Below are 19877 nucleotides of genomic sequence, written 5' to 3' on the forward strand. Positions count from 1 at the left end.
CATTTGCATACGAATGAATTTCCGGTTCGAAACCGGCAACATCATCCCAGGGGAAAATCCTTGGGAGGGCCAAATTCGGGGAAGGCCCACTCTCTGGGAAGGCAAAGCGTGATCCGTTACGCGAAACCCACCACGGTCGATGAGGCGCTCGCGCTGCTTGGCGAGGGCGCCTGGCGCATCCTCGCCGGCGGTACGGATTTCTATCCGGCACAAGGCACGAAGCCGTTCCGCGACAATGTCCTCGACATCAATGGCCTCACCGCGCTGCGCGGCATCGCCGAGACGGATGACCACTTTGTCATCGGTGCGCGCACGACATGGACCGACATCATCCGCCATCCCTTGCCCCCTGCCTTCGATGCGCTGAAACAGGCCGCGCGCGAGGTCGGCTCGCCGCAAATCCAGAACGTCGCCTCGGTCGCGGGCAATCTCTGCAACGCCTCGCCGGCCGCCGATGGCGTGCCGGGCCTGCTCGTGCTTGATGCCGAAGTCGAACTGCGTTCGGCAACAGTGACGCGCTACCTGCCCTTGCCGGATTTCATTCTCGGCAACCGCCGAACAGCCTTGCGAGCAGGGGAAATGGTCAGCGCCATCCGCGTGCCGAAGCCCGCTGCAACGGGCACGTCGGCTTTCGTCAAGCTCGGCGCGCGGCGCTATCTCGTCATTTCCATAGCGATGGTGGCGGCGCGTCTGGTCGTCGAGAACGGCACAGTGACCGAAGCGGCCATCGCCGTCGGGTCGTGCTCGGCCGTCGCCAGGCGCCTTGCCGGCGTCGAGGCGGCGCTGCTCGGATTGCCTGCGGATCACCGGCTCGCCGATGCGGTCCAGTCCGCACCGATCACAGAACTGTCGCCGATCGCCGACGTGCGCGGCAGCGCGGAATACCGGCTCGACGCTGTGCGCGAGATTGTCGCCCGCGCCGTGCTGACGGCCGCCGGCCTAATGAACGATCACATGGTGGCGGCATGAACCACCTTCTGCCTGAAGTGACTGAAGCCCTGCCCGGTCTGGGCGTAGGCACGCCCGGCCTCGGCCCTGAACGCGCCGACATTGCCTTCACGGTCAATGGCGACGCTGTCCTGGTCAATGTGCCGCCGCTGCGCCGGCTGTCCCAGGTGCTGCGTGACGAATTGCGGCTCACTGGTACCAAGGTCGGCTGCGATGCCGGCGATTGCGGCGCCTGCACGGTGCTGGTCGACGGTGCTCCCGTCTGCGCCTGCCTGATGCCGGCGGCTTCCGTATCCGGGGCGGCAGTGACAACAGTCGAGGGACTTGCCAATGGCCGGCTCTCGGCACTGCAGGCCTCGTTTCTCACCCATGGCGCGGCGCAATGCGGCATCTGCACGCCGGCGCTGCTGGTCGCGGCGACAGCGCTCCTGGACACGACACCCAGGCCGACCGAGACCGAGGTGCAGGATGCGCTGGGCGGCATTCTGTGCCGTTGCACCGGCTACCGGAAGATCATCGCGGCGGTGATGGAGGCGCCCCTCCAGACAGCGAGCCTGGATTTCCGTCTGCCTCAGTCCGGGCATGCCATCGGCGCGTCCCCTGTGAGGCTCGATGGCGTGCCGAAGGTGACCGGGGCTGAGAAATTCGGCGGCGATTCCTTCCCGGCCGATGCGCTCGCCGTTCTGGTGGTCCGCTCGCCGCATTATCACGCCAGCTTTGCCTTCGGCGACCTCGATGGTTGGGCGAAGAGACACCCCGGCATCGCCGGTGTCTTCACCGCGGCCGACATTCCGGGAAAGAACTGCTTCGGTGCGATCGGCCCGTTCGCCGATCAGCCGGCACTGGCCGAAGGATTTGCGCGGCTTCGCGGCGAGGCGGTGGCGCTGGTCGCCGGCGAGCGCGAGGCGATCCTCGATCTCGACCTGTCGGATTTCCCGGTCCGCTGGACCGAATTGCCGCATTTCCTGCAACCTTGCGAAGCGCAGGCCGGAGGCGCGGCACGGATCCATGACAACCGCCCGGCCAACCTTCTGACCACGGGCCTTGTCGAGCGCGGCGACCCTGAGGCGGCGCTTGCAAATGCCGCCGTCACCGTGAGCGGCGCCATCGAAACTTCCTATGTCGAGCACGCCTATATCGAACCGGAAGCCGGCTATGCTTATCTGGACGGCGACACGCTGGTTGTCGTCGCCTGCACGCAGGCGCCTTACATGGACCGCGACGAGACGGCGAAGGTACTTGGCCTTGCCGTCGACAAGGTGCGCATCGTGCCCACCGCGACCGGCGGCGGTTTCGGCTCGAAACTCGACGTATCGCTGCAGCCGCTGATCGGCCTCGTGGCGCTGAAAACCGGACGGCCGGCGGCGCTGGCCTACACCCGCAACGAATCGATGACATCGACCACCAAGCGCCATCCGGCTGAGATGAAGGCGACCATCGGGGTGGACGCAGAAGGCCATGTCACCGGCATGACCTTTGCCGGCGATTTCAACACCGGCGCCTATGCGAGCTGGGGCCCGACCGTCGCCAACCGAGTGCCGGTGCATGCTTCCGGCCCCTATGCGACGCCCAATTATCGCGCCGAGGGCCGCGCCATCCATACGCATGGTCCGATTTCCGGCGCCTTCCGCGGCTTCGGCGTGCCGCAGGCGACCATCATGCAGGAGACGCTCTATGACGAGCTCGCCGGCAAGCTTGGTATCGACCGCCTCGATTTTCGCTTGAAAAACTGCCTTCGGAACGGCTCCGAAACGGTTACCGGCCAACGTTTGGAGTCCGGCGTCGGCATCGCCGAGTGCCTTGAGGCGCTGCGGCCGCATTGGGCGCGCGCGACGGCCGACGCGGATGCGTTCAACCATACCCACGCGGACAAAAAACGCGGCGTCGGCGTGGCGTCCTGCTGGTATGGCTGCGGCAATACCTCGCTGCCCAATCCATCGACCATCCGGGTCGGCATCGCGGCTGACGGCACGGTCGTCCTGCACCAGGGCGCCGTCGATATCGGCCAGGGCTCCAACACCGTCATCACCCAGATCTGCGCCGACGCGCTCGGCCTGCCGCTGGAGAAATTCCGGCTGAAGAGCGCTGACACGGCGATCAGCCCCGATGCCGGCAAGACTTCGGCCTCGCGCCAGACTTTCGTCACCGGCAAGGCGGCCGAGAAGGCCGGCCGCGCGTTGCGCGAAAAGATCCTGCGCTTTGCCAATGTCTCGGAAAAGGCATCCCTCCAGTTGGATGGTATGGCGATCGTCATCCGCGAGGGCGAGGCCGCGCGCCGCATCGATCTCGCCTCGCTCGACGTCGATGCCGAAGGCTTCGTCTTTCGCGCCGAGGAGACCTACGATCCGCCGACGCTGCCGCTCGATGCAAAGGGCCAGGGCAAGCCCTACGCTGTGTACGGCTTTGGCGCGCAGATCGCCGAACTCGAGGTCGATCTCAAGCTCGGCACTGTGAAGCTGCTGAAAATCACCGCCGCGCACGATGTCGGCAAGGCGATCAACCCGCTGCTGGTCGAAGGCCAGATCGAGGGCGGCATCGCGCAAGGCATCGGCATGGCGCTGATGGAAGAATATATCCCCGGCCGCACGGAGAATTTGCACGACTATCTCATCCCGACCATAGGCGACGTGCCTCCGATCGAGACCATCCTGGTCGAGGTTCCCGATCCGGAGGGCCCGTTCGGCGCCAAGGGGCTGGGCGAGCATGTGCTGATCCCGACCGCACCCGCGATCCTCAACGCCATCCGCCACGCCACCGGGGTCCTCATCACCAAGGTCCCGGCGACGCCGACGCGGATCCGCGCTGGCATTCGTGAAAAGGATGGCATCCGCGAAAAGGAGGCACGCCCATGAGCGAGCTTGCCGAGCGCTTCGAAACGCATGATCCCGGCGAGAAGCTGGTGGCGGAGAAGATCCGCTGTGATGCCTGTCCGGTCATGTGCTACATCGCAGATGGCCGCACCGGCGCCTGCGACCGCTACGGCAATGCCGGGGGCCGGATCGTGCGCATGGACCCGCTGACCATTCTCGACCACGCGGCCGAGACCGGTGCGGCGATCGTACCTTTCGTCGCCGAGGGCGAGGCCTGGGACGGCGAGCTGGTCAACACCGGGCGCCGCTTCGTCACGGCAATAGGCGCCGGCACCACTTATCCCGACTACAAGCCGGCGCCGTTCATCGTCAGCCAGGAGGTCGAGGGCGTCGATCTCGTCACGGTCGTCACCGAAGGCATCTTTTCGTATTGCGGCGTCAAGGTGAAGATCGATACCGACCGTCATATCGGACCGGAAACGGCTGTTGTTCGGGCGGAGGGCGAGGCGATCGGCCATGTCACAACAGGCGAGTACGGCTCGCAGATGCTGTCGCTGGGCGGCGTGCATCACCTCACCGGCGGCTCCAAGGCCGAAGGCCGCGCCACCTGCGATGCGCTGCTCAATCTGTGCAATCGCAAGCCGGTGGAACTGACCATCGACGGCGGCGCCACCATCATCGTCGAAGCCGGCAAACCGCCTGTCATCGACGGCAAGCAGGAGCACCGCATGCGCGTCGGCTGCGGCTCGGCGACGATCGGCATGTTCGCCACGCAATGGCGCGGGCTGGTCGACGAGGTGGTGGTGGTCGACGATCACATCACCGGCGTCGTTTCCGAGCATCAGGCCGGCAAGGTGCTGGGCTGGCAGGACACGGGGATCAAGATCATCGGCCGCCGCTCGACGCCGGGCCGCTATTTCAAGGTCTCCGAGCCGGGCCTCGGCTGGGGCGGCACATCGATTTCCGACCCGCTGTCGATCCTCGGCGACTGGAACGCCAAGAAGGGCGCGCGGCCCGGCCTGTCGCTGCTGATGGTTTCGACCACAGGCGAGCAGTTCGCCTATTACGAACTCGACGACGAATTGAAGCCCGTCGAAAAGCCATTTCCCGAACGGCTGCGGAAGTCGGTCAATCTGATCGAGGACAATTGCGAGCCGGCGCTGTGCACCGTGCTGTTCATCGGCGGCGCCGGCGGTTCGCTGCGTGCCGGCGTAACCGAAAACCCGGTCAATCTCACCCGGTCGGTGCAAGGCCTGAAGACCTATGTGACGGTCGGCGGCGCGCCGGTCTATGTCTGGCCGGGCGGCGGCATCACGCTGATGGTCGACGTGACGCGGGTGCCGGAAGGCGCCTTCGGCTATGTGCCGACACCGGCGCTGGTGGCGCCAATCGAATTCACCTTGCGCCGCGACGACTATATCAGGCTCGGCGGCTACGAGGCCGAAATCCGCAGCGTCGAGGACATCGTCGCCAAGGGCGGCGAGTACCTCAATCCACGTCGCGGAACCGGCGCGCCGTCCGACAATCCATGGCCGCCGCTCGCACAATTGCGGCGTGCCGCCTCGAACGGAGCCGGATGATGGACGGCCCGCAAGTCCACTGGCTGCAGGACGGCAAGCGGCTGCACCTCAACCACGGGCCGATCGACCTGATCGTCGAGGCCTTTGGCTCGGCGGACGAGTGTCGTGCCGCATACGCCCAGGCTGTCGCGCGCTTCCAGACGATCCTGATCGAGTTGGTCAAGGAGCTTCCCGAATTGCGGCTCCCGGCATTTTTCCTGCGGCCGCGCGCCTTTGACGGCCCGACGGCGCGCCGCATGGAGGCAGCCGTCATGCCCTTGGCGGAATGCTTCATAACACCGATGGCCGCCGTCGCGGGATCGGTAGCCGACGAAATGCTCGCCGCATTGCTTGCCGGACGTAGGCTCGATCGTGCCTATGTCAACAATGGCGGCGACAGCGCCCTTCACATCGGCATAGGCCGCTCGATAGGTCTGGCGGTCGCCGGCACCGGCAATGGTTTGGCCGACCGGATCACGATCCGCGCGGAAGATGGCGTTCGCGGCGTTGCCACCAGCGGCTGGCGCGGCCGCTCCTTTTCGCTCGGCATCGCCGACGCCGTCACCGTGCTGGCGCGGACCGGCGCCGAGGCCGATGCGGCGGCGACGCTCATTGCCAACGCGGTCGACCTGCCCGGCAATCCCGCCATCAAGCGCATTCCGGCACAGGAGCTGTCGCCCGACAGCGATCTCGGCGCGCGGCTGGTGACACAGGCTGTCGGCACGCTGGCATTTGGCGAGGTGGCGCAGGCGCTGGACAATGGCCTTGCCGTCGCCGAAGATTTTCGCCGGCGCGGGCTGATTGCCGCATCGGCATTGTTTCTTGGCGGTGAGGCCCGCATCAGTGGCTCGGTTGCACTTTCCGCGCCCAACAAAAATCCGAGGGAGGAAGTTGCCCATGCCTGAGTTTCCGATCCGCAATATCGCGGTGCTGAGCGAAGAGATCTTTCACGAGGGCGGACCGGTCGCGGACGTACCGCGCCGGCGTGCAGCGGCCATGGCCGTGGTCAAGAACCCGTTTGCCGGGCGCTATGTCGAGGACCTGCAGAGCGCGATGGAGGATCTGAAGCCACTCGGCCTGCTGCTCTGCGACCGGCTGATCGCGGCACTCGGCGCAGACGTCAAGCAGATCGACGGCTACGGCAAGGGCGCCATCGTCGGCACGGCGGGCGAACTGGAACACGGCGCGCTCTGGCATGTGCCGGGCGGCTACGCCATGCGCGAGCGGCTCGGCGACGCCAAGGCGATCGTGCCGTCGGCCAAGAAGGTCGGCGCCTTCGGCTCGAAGCTCGACGTACCGCTCGGCCACATCAACGCCGCCTATGTGCGCAGCCATTTCGACGCCATGGAGATCGGCATCAGCGACGGGCCGCGTCCCGACGAGATCCTGTTTTGCCTCGCCATGACCTGCGGCCCGCGCGTCCACAACCGCATGGGTGGCCTTGCGGCCGACGACATCAAGGCCTGGGACGGATTGCGGTGAACGGCGAGGACAATCTGCTCAAGCTGGTCGAGGCCGAAGAGCCTGAGGAACATGACTACCTCCTCCAGGAACAGGTCGGCTTCATCCTGCGCAAGGCGCACCAGCGCCATGTGTCTATCTTCGCCGCGCATATAGGCGACCTGACGCCGCCACAATTCGCGGCGCTGGCCAAGCTGCGCGATGTCGGCGAGACCTCGCAGAACCAGCTCGGCACGTTGATCGCGATGGACGCGGCGACGGTGAAGGGCGTGATCGACCGCCTGAAGGCGCGCGGCCTGGTAGAGCTGTCCAGGCATGAGGTCGACAAAAGACGGCTGCTGGTCAATCTGACCGCCGAGGGTCGCGATGCGATCGAACGGCTGATCCCGCTGGCCCGCGAAATCACCAGGGAAACGCTGGCGCCGCTCTCGGCCAAGGAGATCGCCACGTTCACAAAGCTGCTGGCGAAGCTGGCGTAGGTGCGGACCCTACCAGCCTGCAGAAGCTGGTCACCGAAGCGATTGAGTTGAGTAGAATTGGTTAGTCTGCGCTGCCCCTCATTGTCCTGCCGGACATTTCTCCCCGTATAGGGACGGGGAGAAAGACGCTGTCATCGACGGCTTCGCCAGTCGCCAGCGTTGCAGAAGGGCGCCGGCTTCACCACAGCTCCCTTCTCCCCGTCACTATACGGGGAGAAGGTGCCGGCAGGCGGATGAGGGGCTGCGCCAACCGACACCCCTCAAGCTCCACTATCTCAGAGTCCGTTGTCCTTCAGCACCTTGGCGGCGTTTTCCTTGGTGATCTTCTCGGTGGGCAGCGTGATGGTCTTTTCGACCTTCTCGCCGTTGAGGAACTTGATCGCCTGGCGCAGGCCTTCGGCACCGGGGGTGACATAGGTGAAGGTCGCCGTCAGTTCACCCTTGTTCACCATTTGCACGCCTTCATTGGGCAGGCCGTCAATGCCGATGAACTTGATGTCCTTCTCGCGGCCGACATCCTTGGCGGCGAGATAGGCGCCGTAGGCCATCGGGTCGTTGTGGCCGTAAACGAGATCGATCTTCTCGTTGGTTTTCAGCGCGTTGGCCATCAGATTGTAGGCCTGGTCCTGCTTCCAGTCGCCCGACTGCTGGTCGAGCAGATACTTGATGCCCGGTTCCTTGTCGGTGAATTCATGGAAGCCGTCATGGCGGTCATGCGCCGGCTGGGTGCCCATGCCGCCCCAGATCTCGACGACATTGCCCGCCGCCTTGCCCTTGCCGCCGAGCAGTTCGACGGCATATTCGCCGGCCGCGCGGCCGATCAGCTTGTTGTCGCCGCCGACGAACTGCGTGTAGTCCTTGGTGTCGACGTTGCGGTCGAGCACGAAGACCGGGATCTTGGCGTCGATGGCCTGCTGCACGACGCCGGTCAGGCCGGCGGATTCCTTCGGCGACACCAGCAGCGCGTCGACCTCCTGGCGGATCAGGTTCTCGACATCGGCGACCTGCTTCTCGGTCTTGTCCTCGCCATCGGTGATGATCAGCTCGACCTCGGGATGCTTGGCGGCTTCGGCGATGATGTCCTTGTTGAACTGGGCGCGCCAGGGCTCGATGGTCGTCACCTGCGAGAAGCCGATCTTCCATTTCTTGTCCTGGGCGAAGGCATTGCCGGTCGAAAGCAGCGCGGTGGTGGTCAGCAGTGCCGCGCCGAGTGCGGCAAGCTTCAGCATGTCACGTCGTTTCATTTCTTGTTTCCTCCGAGATTGAGAGACGGGGTCTCTTGTGGCGGCCGCTTGGCTGCGGCCGTTTCCTTGCGCGCCGGTTGCCCGCCGGGCAGGCGCAGATAGGCCAGGAGATCGCCGGCATTGCGCTCCTGCACGAGCACGGTGCCGATGATGATCATGCCCTTCAGCACCAGCTGAAGGTTCGAATTGATGTTGTGGAGCTGCAGTATGTTGGAGAGCAGCCCGAAGATCAGCACGCCGCAGAACGTGCCGATCAGGCTGCCGCGTCCGCCCATCAGGCTGGTGCCGCCGATGACCACGGCGGCGATGGCGTCGAGCTCCAGCCCGGCACCGGCATCGGGCTTGCCTTGCCGGTACTGTGCCACATAGAGCACAGCTGCGATGCCGGCGAGCAGGCCGGAGATGGCATAGGTCGCGATCTTGACGCGGCCGGCGGCGATGCCGGAGAGCCGCGCGGCCTCCTCATTGCCGCCGATGGCATAGACATAGCGGCCGAACGGGGTGAAGCGCAGCACCGCGCCGTAGATCAGGATGGCGCCGAGGAAGAACAGGCCAGGCATCGGGATGACGCCGAACACCAGCGAGCGCAGCATCTCGAAATCGGCGGTGGCGTTCGAGCCGGTATAGACCGGCAGCACCGCATTGTTCTGGCCGGCGGTGAGCCGGGCGATACCAAGTGCCGTCACCATCATCGCCAGCGTGACGATGAAGGGCTGCAGCCGCCCGGCAACGATGATGAAGCCGTTGATGGCGCCGAACAGCAGGCCGACGCAGGGCGCCACCAAAAGCACGCCGAGCACGCCGAATTTGGGCTCGATCTGCGGCAGCAGGTACCATAGCGACAGGCAACACAGCACCACGCCGACGATTGCCGGCGTGACCAGGCCGCGAACGCTGTCCAGCTTCACGTCGCGCGCGGCGGCATCCGGACCGGCACGGGATTTTTCCACGTTGAGGAAGATGAAGCGGGTGATGACGAAGCCAAGGCAAAGCGCCACCAGCGCGACGGTCGGCACGCCCAGCACGACACCCGGCGTTACACCTGGCACCGTCAGCAGCATGGCGCAGACCACCGAGCAGATGGCCATCAGCGAGCCGACGGAAAGGTCGATGCCGCCGGTGATGATCACCGCCGTCATGCCGGTGGCGATCAGTCCGGTGGTCGACACCTGGCGCAGCACGTCGAGCAGATTGCCGTAGGACAGGAAGATGTTGTTGCCCTTGGAACTGACCGGCGAGCCGAGCACGCCGATCAGGAAGATGGCGATCAGGCCCCAATAGAGCTTGGTCCGGGACAGGAGCTTCAGGGCAGTCATGCGGCTGGTCTCGATAGCGTCCGGCGCGGTGCGGCGAGGCGCATGATGGCCTCTTCGCTTGCCGCGTCGCGGGAAAGAATGCCGGTCTGGCGGCCGTCGGCCATCACCAGGATGCGATCCGAGAGATGCAGCAATTCCGGCAACTCGGAGCTGATGACCGCGATAGCCAGGCCATCGCGCGCCAACTGGAAGATGAGGTCGTAGATCTCGCGCTTGGCGCCGACATCGATGCCGCGCGTCGGCTCGTCCAGCAAGAGCACGCGCGGCCTGGTCGCCAGCCACTTGCCGATGACGACCTTCTGCTGGTTGCCGCCCGACAGCGTGCCGGCGGGCTGATCGATGTCCTGGCAGCGTATGCCGAGTGCCTTGACCGCCTGCCGCGCCAGCCCCTGCTCGCCGGCCAGCGAGCGGATGCCGAAGCGTGCCAGCGACCCGACCAGCGGCAGTGCGACATTGTCCGTGATCGAGGCCTGCAGGTGCAGGCCTTGCGTCTTGCGGTCCTCGGTGACCAGCGCGATGCCCAGCCGCCTGGCGTCGCGCGGCGAGCGGATGTTCACGGACCGGCCGTCGAGCTTGACCTCGCCGCCGGCACGGCCATCGCCCGAGCCGAAGATCGCTTCCATGATCTCGGTGCGGCCCGAGCCCAGAAGGCCGCCTATGCCGAGGATTTCGCCGGCGGCCAGATCGAAGCTGACGCCGTCGATCACCTGCCGCCAACCTTGGCGGTCGGGCTTCGACAGCGACAGATTGCTGACCGAAAGCACGGTTCGGCCGCCGGGATCCCGCTCGTCTTGGGAGGATGCGAGCAGGTCCCGTCCGACCATCGCCGAAATGATGGCATTCTCGTCAAGCTCGGCCATCGGCCGCGTCAGCACATGGCGCCCGTCGCGGAATACCGTGACGCGGCCGGCCAGATGCATCACCTCGTCGATGCGGTGCGAGATGTAGACGATGGCGACGCCGCTTTCGGCAAGCTGGCGGATGATGCGGAACAGCCGCTGGCATTCGGCGGGCGAAAGCGCCGAGGTCGGCTCGTCCATGATCAGGATGCGCGCCGACATCGACAGCGCCTTGGCGATTTCGACCAGCTGCTGTTCGCCGACGCGCAAGGCACCGACACGGGCTTCCGGGTCGAGTTCGATGCCAAGCCGCTGCAGGAGGGCGGCCGCCGCACGGCTGCTCGCCTTGCGGTCGACGATCAGCCCGGCGATCAGTTTTTCACGGCCGAGGAAGATGTTGTCGGCGACGCTGAGTTCCGGCACCAGGTTGAGCTCCTGGTGGATGATGGCGATGCCGGCATCTTCGGCGTCGCGCACGCCGGCGAAGTTGACCGGCCCTCCATCGACGCTGACCGTGCCTTCGTAGCCGATATAGACGCCGGAGAGGATCTTCATCAGCGTCGACTTGCCGGCGCCGTTCTCGCCCATCAGGGCATGGACCTCGCCACGCCGCAGTTCGAAACCGACATCGACCAGGGCGGCGATTCCGCCGAAGCTCTTGGAAATGTGCTCGGCGCTCAGGACGACATTGGAATGGTCCGCCGCCGCAGCATGCCCATGAGCGATGGGACCTCTGTGCTCCATGACAATGGCGGCCTCCCTTCCGTCCTCGTCAATCTCATCCAAACGCTATTCTAAACGTTTCGATACTGTCAAGCCGCTATCTGATAACGCAGGATTGACCCTTTTCAATTCTTGCGAAAAACCTTGATATTCCGTAGGTATAGCGAACACACACTGGCGAAACGTTTCGAAAATGGCAGCATCCAAGCGGACGAGACAGCGAAAATCGACGGCGCCGACCATGCTGCATGTGGCGGAAGCGGCACGTGTCTCGGTCGCCACCGTGTCGGCGCTGATCAACGGCACGGCGACCGTCAGCCCCGAACTCAGCCAGCGCATCGAGCAGGCGATCCGCGACATCGGCTACAAGCGCAATGCGATCGCCCGCAGCCTGAAAATGGGCACGACGCGCACCATCGGCCTGACCGTGCCGCACATCACCAATCCGTTCTTCACCGATGTCGTCTCGGTCATCCAGCAGGCCTTCGACCGCGCTGGCTATGCCGTCATGCTTTGCTGTACGGACGAGGATCTGAACACCCAGGACGACCAGATCAGGCTCTTGCTCGACCGCATGGTCGACGGGCTTATCGTGGCGCGTGTCGGCGACGGGGCGATCCTCAAGGGGATCGTCGACGACGCCAATGTGCCGGTCGTACTGCTGGACCGCATCTGCGAGGGCGTCGATACCGATGCGGTGGTGCTCGACAACCAGCGCGCCGTGTTCGACGCCATCACCTACCTGATCAATCTCGGCCACCGGCGCATCGGCTACATCACCGGCACGTCCGATATTTCGCCCATGCACGACCGCATGACCGGATACAGCGAGGCGCTTCGGGCTGCCGGCCTGCCGGTGGCCGAGGACCTGGTTCGCTCCGGCAATTTCCATGAGATCGACGGCTACAACGCGACCATGCAGCTGCTGTCGCTGCACAATCGGCCAAGCGCGATCTTCTCGGCCAACAACCCGATGGTGATCGGCACCATGAAGGCAATCCGCGACATCGGCCTGTCCTGCCCGGAGGACATTTCGGTTGCCTGCTTCGACGATTTTCCGTGGTCCGACGTGTTCCAGCCGCAACTGACCACGGTGGCGCAGCCGGTGCAGGCGATCGGCGAACAGGCGGCCAATCTGCTGCTCGACCGCCTTGCCGGCAACCGGGACGCGCCACCGCGCAAGCTGGTGCTCAAAGGCCGGCTGATGATCCGCAATTCGTGCCGGCCGCTCGGAGCAATCGCGCAGAGCGTGAGTGCCTAGAGCCGGATGATTTCAGGCCGAATCGACCTGAAATCTGAATCCGCCTCTAAATCAAAAAGATAGAGCATGATGTCGTCCGAAACCGCTTCACACTTTTCGGCATCATGCTCTAGGCCGGAAACACCCCCAAGCAAAGCGCCTGCAGCTTGGAAAAGACACCCTTGCCGCCCGATATGACCTGCGTCCCGCTCTGCAGCACCGTCTTGCGATCCGCCTTCAGCACCGTGCCGCCGGCTTCCTCGATCAGCAGCATGCCAGCCAGGCAGTCCCAGGCGTTCATGTGTTCCTCCACATAACCAAGCAGCCGGCCCGAGGCCACATAGGCCAGCATCAGGGCGCCGGACGCGTTGCGGAAGAAGACACCGCCTTCGGCGAGGATCTTCTTGATCAGCACGGCGATGTTCTCGGCCTCGGCCCGGTTCGAAAATCCGGTCCCCACCGACCCTTCTTCCAGGCTGGTCGCCGCGCTTGCCTTGATCGGCCGGCCGTTGACGAAGGCGCCGCCGCCGAGCCTGCCGTGAAACGTCTCGCCGGTCGACGGCTCGTGGATGACGCCGACGACCGTCTCCCCGTCCCGGGCGCAAGCGATCACCACGCACCAGGCCGGAATGCCGCGCACGAAATTCGCGGTGCCGTCGATGGGGTCGATGACCCAGACATGGCCCGTCGAGCCGGCGACCGAGGCATGCTCCTCGCCGACGATGCCATCCTGCGGATAGTCGGCGGCGATCGCAGCGCGGATGAACAGCTCGACCTCGCGGTCGGCTTGCGAGACCAGGTCCTGATGGCCCTTGCTCTCGATGGTCAGGCTGTCCAGATCGCGGAAATATCTGAGACCGAGGTCACCGGCGCGCCGCGCCAGATCGATGGCAAACCGCTCGCGCGCTTCATGGTCGTTTTTCAAGGGAAGTTTCCGATCCGTGGAGGGAAACCCGCCCATAGCAAAACGGCGGTGCCTGCAACAGTGCCTGCCAGGCAGGTTCCGTAAAAGTGTTGCGCGGTTTTGCGGCAGACAAAGAAACTCAAGCAGACGACGCATTGGCGAAGCCAGCGGAGTCTGCTTGGAAGATCAGGCCGCCTGCAAAAGCGATTTATGAGCCTCAGCCAGAATCTCGAAGGAGTGCACCCGCGCCGCATGATCAAAGATCTGCGCGGTGACCATCAGCTCGTCGGCACCGGTGCGGCGCACGAAGGCGTCGATGCCTTGCCGGACCGTTTCGGGAGAGCCGACGACGGCGCAGGACAGCGCCTGGCCGAGCATGGTCTTGGCCATCGGGTCGAGATCCCTGTCATAGTTCTCGACGGGCGGCGGCAATCTTCCCGGCCTGCCGGTGCGCAGATTGACGAAGGCCTGCTGCAGCGAGGTGAACAGCAGACGCGCCTCGGCATCGGTAGGTGCCGCAAATACATTGAGGCCGAGCATGACATGCGGCTTGTCGAGCTGCTCCGACGGCTGGAAGCGGGAGCGGTAGATGTCCAGCGCATGGTCGAGCTCCGCCGGCGCGAAATGCGAGGCAAAGGCGTAGGGCAGGCCGAGCATGGCGGCGAGCTGCGCGCCATAGAGGCTCGAGCCGAGGATCCAGATCGGCACGGTCTGGCCTTCGCCGGGCACGGCGCGCAGGCGCTGGCCTTCCTCCGCCGGCAGGAAATAGCCCATCAGTTCGACGACATCCTGCGGGAAGTTGTCGACGCCGGCTTCCAGGTTGCGGCGCAAGGCGCGCGCGGTGTTCATGTCTGTGCCGGGGGCCCGGCCGAGCCCCAGATCGATGCGGCCGGGAAACAGGGCTGCCAGCGTGCCGAACTGCTCGGCGATCACCAGCGGCGCATGGTTGGGCAACATGATGCCGCCGGCCCCGACGCGAATGGTTTTGGTGCCGCCGGCGACATGGGCGATGACCACCGATGTGGCTGCGCTGGCGATACCCGGCATGTTGTGATGCTCGGCCAGCCAGTAGCGCTTGTAGTCCAGCCGCTCGGCATGGCGGGCAAGATCGAGCGAGTTGGCCAGCGACTGCGAGGCATCGCTGCCTTCGACGATCGGCGACAGGTCGAGAACGGACAGTTCGGTCATGCGGTGGGATCCTGTGTAGAAGCCGCATGTAGGGTGCGCCTGGCGACGCCGCAAATTCAAAAATATTGATCAGCCCTTCGCCGGCTCGGTGTCGGCGGCATCATCGTCCCCCACCACGGCGGTCTGCTGCGCGGCGAGAAAATTGCCGACATGGCCGAGCCCCTCGAAATGGTCGCAGAACACCTTGATGACGACCAGCAGCGGCACCGCCATCAAGGCGCCGACGAAACCCCACAGCCACGACCAGAAGGCAATGGCGATGAAGATCGCCACGGCGTTGATCTCCAGGCGCCTGCCGACCACCATCGGCGTCACGAATTGGCCTTCGACGACATCGCAGAGCAGTACGAAGGCCGGCGCCAGAAGCGCGTAGGAAATGGTGTCGAAGCTGATCAGCGCCATCACCGCGACCAGCACGATGGTCAGCAGCGCGCCGACATAGGGCAGGAAGTTGAGCAGGGCGGCGGCCACGCCCCAGACCAGCGGGTTGGGCATGCCGAGCGCCCACAGGCCAAGGCCGATGACCGTGCCAAGGCCGGCATTGATGATGGTGACGGTGAGCAGATAGTGCGAAATCTCGCGCTCGACGTCATAGACGACGCGCAGCGCCCGCTTCTTTTCCGTGAGGCTGGCGAAGGACTGGATGATCTTCTCGTAGAACATCGTGCCCGAGGCGAGCAGGAACAGCGACAGGACGAAGATGATGGTGAGGCTGGTTCCCGCCGCCAGGATGTTGCTGGCGGCGGATGACAGGATGCCCGACTGGGCGACCGCCACCTTCTGCACGCCGGGCTCCTGCGACGTCTCGGTCAATTGTTCGATCTGATGCGAGACCTGCATGATCTTTTCCAGCGGACGCCGCAATTGCGCCAGCCGGTCGGTGAGCTGCTGGCCGATCGACGAGGTGTTGTTGATGAGTTCGAAGACCGGGCCGCTGAGCAGGTAGCCGGCGCTTGCGAACACACAGATGGACAAAAGCACGAGAAGCGTCGCCGAAACCACTTCGGGAATGCCGCGCTTGCGCAGCAGCCGCACGATCGGCGTCAATGTCAGCGCCAGCAGGAACGCCAGGATGACCGGCATGAAGAAGGCGCGGGCGAAATAGAGCGCATAGACGGTCATGAAAATGAAGATGCCGACCAGCAGCGTGCGCATCAGATGCGTATCGGCACGCGCCACGGCGCGCGCTTCGGCCGCTTCGGCAACGCCCGCGCCCAGCGCGTCGGGTTCGGCTTTCATCTCGGTCCCTCGGCGGTGCACCGCAATTGGTGCAATCCGTCGACCGGAAACGCTGGCGCGGCATCAAGGTTCCGTTAGCCGGCAGGGTCCGAGAAGCCCGCCCTGCCGTTAGCTTACGCCACCGGAGCCGCCACCGCCGGCGCGGATTTCGCCGTCTCCTTGCGCACGATCGGCGCCACCTTGGTGCCGTAGAGCTCGATCGCCTTCATGATCTTGGCATGCGGCATGGTGCCGATCGCCATCTGCAGCAGGAAGCGGTCATTGTTGAAGATCCTGTGCTGGGCGACGATCTTTTCGGCCACCTGTTCCGGATTGCCGACGAACAGCGCGCCATTGGGGCCGCGCGCCTGATCGAAATGCGCCCGCGATGTCGGGCCCCAGCCACGCTCGCGGCCGATGCGGTTCATCACCTCCGCCTGCGGGCCGTAGAAATCGTCGGCTGCCTGTTCGGTCGTCTCGGCAATAAAGCCGTGCACGTTGATGCTGGTGGCGAGACCCCCAGGATCACTGCCGGCGCGCTTGGCGGCCTCGCGGTAGAGGTCGAACAGCGGCGCGAAGCGGGCAGGCTCGCCGCCGATGATGGCGAGCGCCAGCGGCAGGCCGAGCGCGCCGGCGCGGGCGGCGGACTGTGGCGTCCCACCAATCGCGATCCAGATCGGAAGCCTTTCCTGGAACGGACGGGGGTATACGCCGCGATCGTTGATCGCCGCGCGCAGGTTGCCGGACCAGGTGACCTTTACCTGATCGCGAATGGCAAGCAGCAGATCGAGCTTTTCGGCGAAGAGCTCGTCATAATCCTCGAGATTGTAGCCGAACAGCGGAAAGGATTCGATGAACGAGCCGCGCCCGGCCATGATCTCGGCGCGGCCGCCCGACAAAAGATCGAGCGTGGCGAACTGCTGGAAGACGCGCACCGGGTCATCTGAAGAGAGCACGGTGACCGCGCTGGTCAGCTTGATGCGCTTCGAGCGCTCGGCCGCGGCCGCCAAAGCCACGACCGGCGCGGACGCGGCATAATCGGGGCGGTGATGTTCGCCCAGGCCAAAGACGTCGATGCCGACCTGGTCGGCCAGTTCGACCTCCTCGATCAGGTTGCGCAGCCGCTCATGCGGCCCGATAGCGCCCGGGCCGGGCTGCGGGCTGACGTCGGCGAAAGTGTAGAGACCGAGTTCCATGTGATGTCATCCTGGTGTTGGGTTTTGTCGGTAAAGCAATTCCAGGAAAAGTATGAAACGGTTTTCCGTCCGGAATTGCGTCAAAGAGAAAGAGCGGTTCACCGAAAGGCGAACCACTGACGTAGCGATCGTACCGCCTCGCCGCCAGAGAGGCTGACGGTGAACAGTGCATGTCGGTTTGGGTGGCAAAAGGCGTCTCCCGGCTGCAACATCGCGGAATTTCATGGCTGGCATACCGTTTTGGCGCTTGAACTCTCGGCATTCGCGCGTATGTAAGCCTCGCGAATTGACTTCAGGGAAGTGGACTTGGCTATCTACAGGGAAAAAGACATTTTCGAGCGGCGCAACGCCGCGAACGAGGCAAAGAAGGCGCTTCTGGAGCGTTTCAAGTCAAAGCCGGCGGCAGATGATCCTGCGGTGCTGGCGCGACAGGCCGAACGCAAGGCGATCCTCGAGGCTCGCGCGATACGCGAAGCCGAGAAGGCAAGGCTGAAGCAGGAAAAGCTGGCACGCGAGGCGGTCGAGAAGGCCGAGCGGGAGGCGGCGGCCGAAGCGGAACGCATTGCGGCCGAAGAGGCGGCACAGGCTGAAGCGAAGATCAAGGAAGCCGAAGAGACCGAGCGCATCGCTCGTTTGCTGGCCGACGAAGCCGAACGCAAGGCAAAACGCGACGCACGCTATGCGGCGCGCAAGCAGCGCACCGGCAGAACGCCTCCAGGCTTCTCCGCCCGCTAGCAGCTTCGGCGCAGCCAAGTTTGAATGTTGAATCAGGGTCGCCTTGCAGCGGCCCTGAATGTGTTTGCGCGAAAATGCGCCTTGGCCCTCGGGGATGCGCATCGTTGTCCCAAAGCCACTGTGCGGCTTTGGACAACGTGCATTCAAGCCGCGAACTTCAGCCCCATGATGCCGCAGACAATCAGCGCGATGCAGGCAAGCCGGATCGCCGTGGCGGGTTCGCCGAGCAGCCAGATGCCAAGCAGCGCCGTGCCGACCGTGCCGATGCCGGTCCACACCGCATAGGCGGTGCCGACGGGAAGCGCCTTCAACGCCAGGCCGAGCAAGGTGAGACTGATGATCATCGACGCGACCGTGAGCACGGTCGGAACGAGCCTGGTGAACCCATCAGTGTATTTGAGGCCGATCGCCCAGCCGATTTCGAACAGGCCGGCGAAAAACAGAAAAATCCAAGACATCGGGAACGCTCCATCCAGCATCGGATCGGAAATAGAATCCGATCCTCAGATCAACAATGGGCGGGTCGTCCCGACCTGATTTTTCGGAGAAGCGCGGGGTCGTCCCCGCGCCAGGGATATAGGGTTGTCCAAAAGCCCGATCAACACCCGCCGGCGGCACTGTCGAATGCCGCCGGTGAGATCCCACCGCGCCGGATTTGTCGAGGCCTACTTCTCCTTGATGCGCATCGCCTTGACCGGCGGCGCCTTCAGGACGGGAGCGGCTGCCGGCTTCTTGGCGTCCTTCTTCGGCTTGCGGGCTTCCTTGCCTGCCTTCATCGCACCTTTAGCCATGATTCGTTCCTCCAATTGCGGGGAGTGAAGTGAAACAAGAGAAACGCTTCGCTGCAAGGGGGCAGCGCCTGTCAGGAACTGACGGTCGGCTGCTTTCAACCAATTTCTGGAGCAGTTCACGTTCCGCGGAAACGGTGAACTGCCCTAACTCCTTGTTTTGGCGCAATTCCCAAGGGCAAAGCGCTATGCGCTTTGCCCGGAAAACCGCGTCACGCTTTTCCTGGAACTGCTCTCGTAAACCATGACCGTCCGTGCCATGGTCGTCCTCGCACTGCAGCATCGATCCGCGCTTTCGCCGGGTGATCGTCAGGCAGGCCGGTCAGGACGACAATGCGGATCCATATCGGCTGCGAGATGAGCTTCGACTTTCCGCAGGAAACACCGCTCATCGCGATGCTCAATGTCCATTATTCCCGCGCTTCCGATCTTGAGCGCCCGGACTTCTTGACATCGAACCCGCCTGTGCCGATCGAGAGCTATCGCGACAGTTTCGGCAATTGGTGCAACCGCTTCGTTGCGCCGCCCGGACGGTTCACATTCGGCACCGATGCGGTAATCCGCGCGCCCGGCACATTCGAGATGAGCGAGCTGATGGCCTGGCAGCACGAGGTGCGCGACCTGCCGGCGGAAACGCTGCTGTTCCTGTTGCCCAGCCGGTTTTGCGAGAGCGACCTTTTGGCCAGCGAGGCATGGCGGCTGTTCGGCCATACGCCGCTCGGCATACCGCGCGTGCAGGCGGTGTGCGATTTCGTTCACAACCACATCGTCTTCAACTACGGCAACGCGCGGCCGACGCGCACCGCGGCGGAAGCCTATCGCGAGCAGAGCGGCGTGTGCCGCGACTTCGCGCACCTCGCCGTCACCTTCTGCCGGGCGCTCAACATCCCGACACGCTACTGCACCGGCTACATCAGCGATATCGGCATGCCGAAGCCATGGGCGAGCATGGATTTCGCCGCCTGGATGGAAGTCTATCTCGGCGGCCGCTGGCATGTCTTCGATCCGCGCAACAATGCACCACGCATCGGTCGTATCCTGATCGCCTCCGGACGCGACGCGGCGGATGTGCCGCTGACCCATATTTTCGGACCGGGGACACTGGCCGGCTTCAAGGTGTGGACCGACGAAATCGTCGAATAGTCGCCGTCCCCCCGCCGGTCCCAGGCAAATCGGGTCTTGAACAACCCGGCAGTTGGCGCGTTATGGTGGAGCTTCGGCCGTCCGGC

At 64.5% G+C, this 19877-nt stretch carries 18 protein-coding genes; 9 read left to right on the top strand and 9 right to left on the bottom strand.

What is annotated here, in order from left to right; translation table 11 throughout:
- Positions 1 to 108 precede the first annotated feature (108 nt).
- The 6 genes from FJ977_RS09335 to FJ977_RS09360 are packed head-to-tail and all read left to right on the top strand — an operon-like array spanning position 109 to position 7257.
- Positions 109 to 969, top strand: a complete 861-nt coding sequence (locus FJ977_RS09335) for a xanthine dehydrogenase family protein subunit M (RefSeq protein WP_140770686.1) — start codon at positions 109 to 111, stop codon at positions 967 to 969.
- Complete coding sequence (locus tag FJ977_RS09340) at positions 966 to 3800, top strand: molybdopterin-dependent oxidoreductase (RefSeq protein ID WP_140770688.1); 2835 nt, start codon at positions 966 to 968, stop codon at positions 3798 to 3800. The genes FJ977_RS09335 and FJ977_RS09340 overlap by 4 nt, the downstream gene beginning before the upstream one ends.
- Positions 3797 to 5338, top strand: coding sequence for a 6-hydroxynicotinate reductase (locus FJ977_RS09345; protein ID WP_140770691.1), 1542 nt, complete (start codon positions 3797 to 3799; stop codon positions 5336 to 5338). The genes FJ977_RS09340 and FJ977_RS09345 overlap by 4 nt, the downstream gene beginning before the upstream one ends.
- Positions 5338 to 6222 (top strand): UPF0280 family protein, encoded by an 885-nt coding sequence (locus tag FJ977_RS09350; RefSeq protein ID WP_140770693.1) that lies wholly within the window; start codon positions 5338 to 5340, stop codon positions 6220 to 6222. Before FJ977_RS09345 ends, FJ977_RS09350 begins: the two co-directional genes overlap by 1 nt.
- On the top strand, positions 6215 to 6799 hold the full coding sequence (locus FJ977_RS09355) for an amino acid synthesis family protein (RefSeq protein ID WP_140770695.1): 585 nt from the start codon (positions 6215 to 6217) through the stop codon (positions 6797 to 6799). Before FJ977_RS09350 ends, FJ977_RS09355 begins: the two co-directional genes overlap by 8 nt.
- Positions 6796 to 7257: a MarR family transcriptional regulator gene (locus FJ977_RS09360; RefSeq protein ID WP_065005440.1), complete on the top strand. Its 462-nt coding sequence runs from the start codon at positions 6796 to 6798 to the stop codon at positions 7255 to 7257. Before FJ977_RS09355 ends, FJ977_RS09360 begins: the two co-directional genes overlap by 4 nt.
- Before the next feature lie 275 nt (positions 7258 to 7532).
- On the opposite strand, the gene FJ977_RS09370 is transcribed toward FJ977_RS09360, so the two are convergent.
- From FJ977_RS09370 to FJ977_RS09380, 3 genes are read right to left on the bottom strand one after another with little or no spacing between them, the layout of a single operon-like run.
- The gene (locus FJ977_RS09370; RefSeq protein WP_065005441.1) at positions 7533 to 8501 is read right to left on the bottom strand and encodes a substrate-binding domain-containing protein; all 969 of its coding nucleotides are present in this window, start codon (positions 8499 to 8501) and stop codon (positions 7533 to 7535) included.
- Positions 8498 to 9817, bottom strand: a complete 1320-nt coding sequence (locus FJ977_RS09375; protein WP_140770697.1) for an ABC transporter permease — start codon at positions 9815 to 9817, stop codon at positions 8498 to 8500. The genes FJ977_RS09370 and FJ977_RS09375 overlap by 4 nt, the downstream gene beginning before the upstream one ends.
- Positions 9814 to 11400 (bottom strand): sugar ABC transporter ATP-binding protein, encoded by a 1587-nt coding sequence (locus FJ977_RS09380; RefSeq protein WP_140770699.1) that lies wholly within the window; start codon positions 11398 to 11400, stop codon positions 9814 to 9816. Before FJ977_RS09380 ends, FJ977_RS09375 begins: the two co-directional genes overlap by 4 nt.
- Positions 11401 to 11620: 220 nt before the next feature.
- Between FJ977_RS09380 and FJ977_RS09385 the strand changes: the two genes are divergently transcribed.
- Positions 11621 to 12640 carry a LacI family DNA-binding transcriptional regulator gene (locus FJ977_RS09385; RefSeq protein WP_140771373.1) on the top strand — a complete coding sequence of 340 codons (1020 nt, stop codon included), beginning with the start codon at positions 11621 to 11623 and terminating at the stop codon, positions 12638 to 12640.
- A 109-nt stretch (positions 12641 to 12749) separates the two neighbouring features.
- Here the strand turns inward: FJ977_RS09385 and FJ977_RS09390 are convergent, their stop codons facing one another.
- From FJ977_RS09390 to FJ977_RS09405, 4 genes are all read right to left on the bottom strand, one after another.
- Entirely contained in the window at positions 12750 to 13544 is a 795-nt protein-coding gene (locus FJ977_RS09390; RefSeq protein WP_140770701.1) for an inositol monophosphatase family protein, read from the bottom strand.
- A gap of 165 nt (positions 13545 to 13709) precedes the next feature.
- The gene (locus FJ977_RS09395; RefSeq protein ID WP_140770702.1) at positions 13710 to 14711 is read right to left on the bottom strand and encodes an LLM class flavin-dependent oxidoreductase; all 1002 of its coding nucleotides are present in this window, start codon (positions 14709 to 14711) and stop codon (positions 13710 to 13712) included.
- A 69-nt stretch (positions 14712 to 14780) separates the two neighbouring features.
- Positions 14781 to 15950: an AI-2E family transporter gene (locus tag FJ977_RS09400; RefSeq protein ID WP_140770704.1), complete on the bottom strand. Its 1170-nt coding sequence runs from the start codon at positions 15948 to 15950 to the stop codon at positions 14781 to 14783.
- Between the two features lie 113 nt (positions 15951 to 16063).
- Complete coding sequence (locus tag FJ977_RS09405; protein WP_140770706.1) at positions 16064 to 17125, bottom strand: LLM class flavin-dependent oxidoreductase; 1062 nt, start codon at positions 17123 to 17125, stop codon at positions 16064 to 16066.
- Between the two features lie 306 nt (positions 17126 to 17431).
- On the opposite strand from FJ977_RS09405, the gene FJ977_RS09410 reads away from it, so the two are divergent.
- Positions 17432 to 17860: a DUF6481 family protein gene (locus FJ977_RS09410; protein ID WP_140770707.1), complete on the top strand. Its 429-nt coding sequence runs from the start codon at positions 17432 to 17434 to the stop codon at positions 17858 to 17860.
- Positions 17861 to 18003: 143 nt separating this feature from the next.
- Here the strand turns inward: FJ977_RS09410 and sugE are convergent, their stop codons facing one another.
- Both sugE and FJ977_RS36640 read right to left on the bottom strand, forming a co-directional pair.
- Entirely contained in the window at positions 18004 to 18318 is a 315-nt protein-coding gene (gene sugE, locus FJ977_RS09415) for a quaternary ammonium compound efflux SMR transporter SugE (protein WP_140770709.1), read from the bottom strand.
- A gap of 207 nt (positions 18319 to 18525) precedes the next feature.
- Positions 18526 to 18651 carry a hypothetical protein gene (locus FJ977_RS36640; protein ID WP_081294966.1) on the bottom strand — a complete coding sequence of 42 codons (126 nt, stop codon included), beginning with the start codon at positions 18649 to 18651 and terminating at the stop codon, positions 18526 to 18528.
- A gap of 330 nt (positions 18652 to 18981) precedes the next feature.
- Between FJ977_RS36640 and FJ977_RS09425 the strand changes: the two genes are divergently transcribed.
- Positions 18982 to 19791, top strand: a complete 810-nt coding sequence (locus tag FJ977_RS09425; RefSeq protein ID WP_140770710.1) for a transglutaminase family protein — start codon at positions 18982 to 18984, stop codon at positions 19789 to 19791.
- The last annotated feature ends 86 nt before the right edge of the window (positions 19792 to 19877 follow it).

The sequence above is a fragment of the Mesorhizobium sp. B2-1-3A genome (assembly GCF_006442655.1).
Taxonomy (GTDB): Bacteria; Pseudomonadota; Alphaproteobacteria; order Rhizobiales; family Rhizobiaceae; genus Mesorhizobium.

Excerpts from the sequence above, each read along its gene's own strand:
- FJ977_RS09355 (WP_140770695.1), top strand. The coding sequence starts at position 6,215 with ATGCCTGAGTTTCCGATCCGCAATATCGCGGTGCTGAGCGAAGAGATC.
- FJ977_RS09395 (WP_140770702.1), bottom strand. The coding sequence starts at position 14,711 with ATGACCGAACTGTCCGTTCTCGACCTGTCGCCGATCGTCGAAGGCAGC.
- FJ977_RS09375 (WP_140770697.1), bottom strand. The coding sequence starts at position 9,817 with ATGACTGCCCTGAAGCTCCTGTCCCGGACCAAGCTCTATTGGGGCCTG.
- FJ977_RS09385 (WP_140771373.1), top strand. The coding sequence starts at position 11,621 with ATGCTGCATGTGGCGGAAGCGGCACGTGTCTCGGTCGCCACCGTGTCG.
- FJ977_RS09380 (WP_140770699.1), bottom strand. The coding sequence starts at position 11,400 with ATGGAGCACAGAGGTCCCATCGCTCATGGGCATGCTGCGGCGGCGGAC.
- FJ977_RS09400 (WP_140770704.1), bottom strand. The coding sequence starts at position 15,950 with ATGAAAGCCGAACCCGACGCGCTGGGCGCGGGCGTTGCCGAAGCGGCC.
- FJ977_RS09345 (WP_140770691.1), top strand. The coding sequence starts at position 3,797 with ATGAGCGAGCTTGCCGAGCGCTTCGAAACGCATGATCCCGGCGAGAAG.
- sugE (WP_140770709.1), bottom strand. The coding sequence starts at position 18,318 with ATGTCTTGGATTTTTCTGTTTTTCGCCGGCCTGTTCGAAATCGGCTGG.
- FJ977_RS09340 (WP_140770688.1), top strand. The coding sequence starts at position 966 with ATGAACCACCTTCTGCCTGAAGTGACTGAAGCCCTGCCCGGTCTGGGC.
- FJ977_RS09405 (WP_140770706.1), bottom strand. The coding sequence starts at position 17,125 with ATGGAACTCGGTCTCTACACTTTCGCCGACGTCAGCCCGCAGCCCGGC.
- FJ977_RS36640 (WP_081294966.1), bottom strand. The coding sequence starts at position 18,651 with ATGGCTAAAGGTGCGATGAAGGCAGGCAAGGAAGCCCGCAAGCCGAAG.
- FJ977_RS09350 (WP_140770693.1), top strand. The coding sequence starts at position 5,338 with ATGGACGGCCCGCAAGTCCACTGGCTGCAGGACGGCAAGCGGCTGCAC.
- FJ977_RS09425 (WP_140770710.1), top strand. The coding sequence starts at position 18,982 with ATGCGGATCCATATCGGCTGCGAGATGAGCTTCGACTTTCCGCAGGAA.
- FJ977_RS09370 (WP_065005441.1), bottom strand. The coding sequence starts at position 8,501 with ATGAAACGACGTGACATGCTGAAGCTTGCCGCACTCGGCGCGGCACTG.